At 38.0% G+C, this 1,124-nt stretch carries 3 protein-coding genes; 1 reads left to right on the top strand and 2 read right to left on the bottom strand.

What is annotated here, in order from left to right; translation table 11 throughout:
• Positions 1 to 33 precede the first annotated feature (33 nt).
• Positions 34 to 213: a helix-turn-helix domain-containing protein gene (locus tag ACFIO5_RS10415; protein ID WP_375705362.1), complete on the bottom strand. Its 180-nt coding sequence runs from the start codon at positions 211 to 213 to the stop codon at positions 34 to 36.
• Positions 214 to 300: 87 nt separating this feature from the next.
• Between ACFIO5_RS10415 and ACFIO5_RS10420 the strand changes: the two genes are divergently transcribed.
• Positions 301 to 630 (top strand): HigA family addiction module antitoxin, encoded by a 330-nt coding sequence (locus tag ACFIO5_RS10420; RefSeq protein ID WP_011180254.1) that lies wholly within the window; start codon positions 301 to 303, stop codon positions 628 to 630.
• A gap of 45 nt (positions 631 to 675) precedes the next feature.
• Here the strand turns inward: ACFIO5_RS10420 and ACFIO5_RS10425 are convergent.
• A partial coding sequence (locus ACFIO5_RS10425; RefSeq protein WP_375705363.1) for a Rha family transcriptional regulator occupies positions 676 to 1,124 on the bottom strand: 449 nt, incomplete at its 5' end.

The following is a 1,124-nucleotide window of genomic DNA, read 5'->3' on the forward strand; positions in this document are numbered from 1 at the left end:
AAGTTTATTCCCTCCATGTGCCTGTCCTTCTCTTTACGCATGAGGTGGAGAAACAGGATAGTGTTCGGCTTCATAAGCTTCAATTAATAATACAAGAGCCTCCATTTGATCAAATTCGGGAGTCCCCTCTTGAGGTTGATTATCAAACATTGCAGACACAATTTCTAAGGCTTCTTGATAATCTTGTTCAGTGCGAATAGGCTTGATGTTCATTTTTTAAATTTCTTTAAATGATATAATATCAATGGCATATTGTTTAAATTGTAACGGTTTTAAAATTAATTGCAAAGAAGACTATCCATGACCACACGTAATCCTAATCGTTGTCCTTCTCATCCAGGAGAAATTTTAGCTGAATCCTTAGAACATTTAAATGCAAGCAAAACCGAAATTGCTAGGATTCTTCAAATATCACGCCAGCACTTGCACGGTATCCTTAAAGGAGAACGTCCAGTCACAGCCGTAACAGCAGCTCGCATTGGTAAATTGTTAGGAAATGGACCAGCCCTTTGGCTACAGCTTCAAGCCAATTATGATACATGGCATGCCTTGAGGGACATTGATGTCTCTTCTATTCCAACACTAACAGCTAATGAAGTAGATACGCAAATGGAACATAGCCATTCGTAACCTTCTCCCCACCTTTAAAGACGAGGAGATAAAGCATGTTTCACCTTAAGCAGCTTTTACAATAGTTTTTTCTAAAACTTGCTTGGCTTCTTCAACAAGCGTTTTATAATGTTTACTCTCTTCTACTAACGTAAAGGCTTTAACAAGATGCATATGGAGAGGTCCATAAATGTAGACAGCTTTTTCAGTCGCTCCCATTTCATTCCAGTTGCTAGGAAAATCAAACCGTGTATCGCGGTCATTATCAATCAATTGATTTCTTAAATCATAAAAAGCTTTAACGAGAGCTTTTTTAAATGCGCGCACCGTGTCATTATTGCGCATATAAGTCATGAGTAAGGTTGCTTGTGGTTCATTGAGAATAGCAACTTCTCTCTTTTGACCGCCTTTACCGTCTCTTTTACTCACTTGGATTTCAAATCCAAGTGAACCAAACTCTTCAAAATCCTTACGATTATTGCGTACTAACTGTATAACTGTTTTATGCGTATTCC

Source organism: Bartonella sp. AA86SXKL, from assembly GCF_042196885.1.

Coding starts and splice junctions, on each gene's coding strand:
- ACFIO5_RS10415 (WP_375705362.1), bottom strand. CDS start 213: ATGAACATCAAGCCTATTCGCACTGAACAAGATTATCAAGAAGCCTTA.
- ACFIO5_RS10420 (WP_011180254.1), top strand. CDS start 301: ATGACCACACGTAATCCTAATCGTTGTCCTTCTCATCCAGGAGAAATT.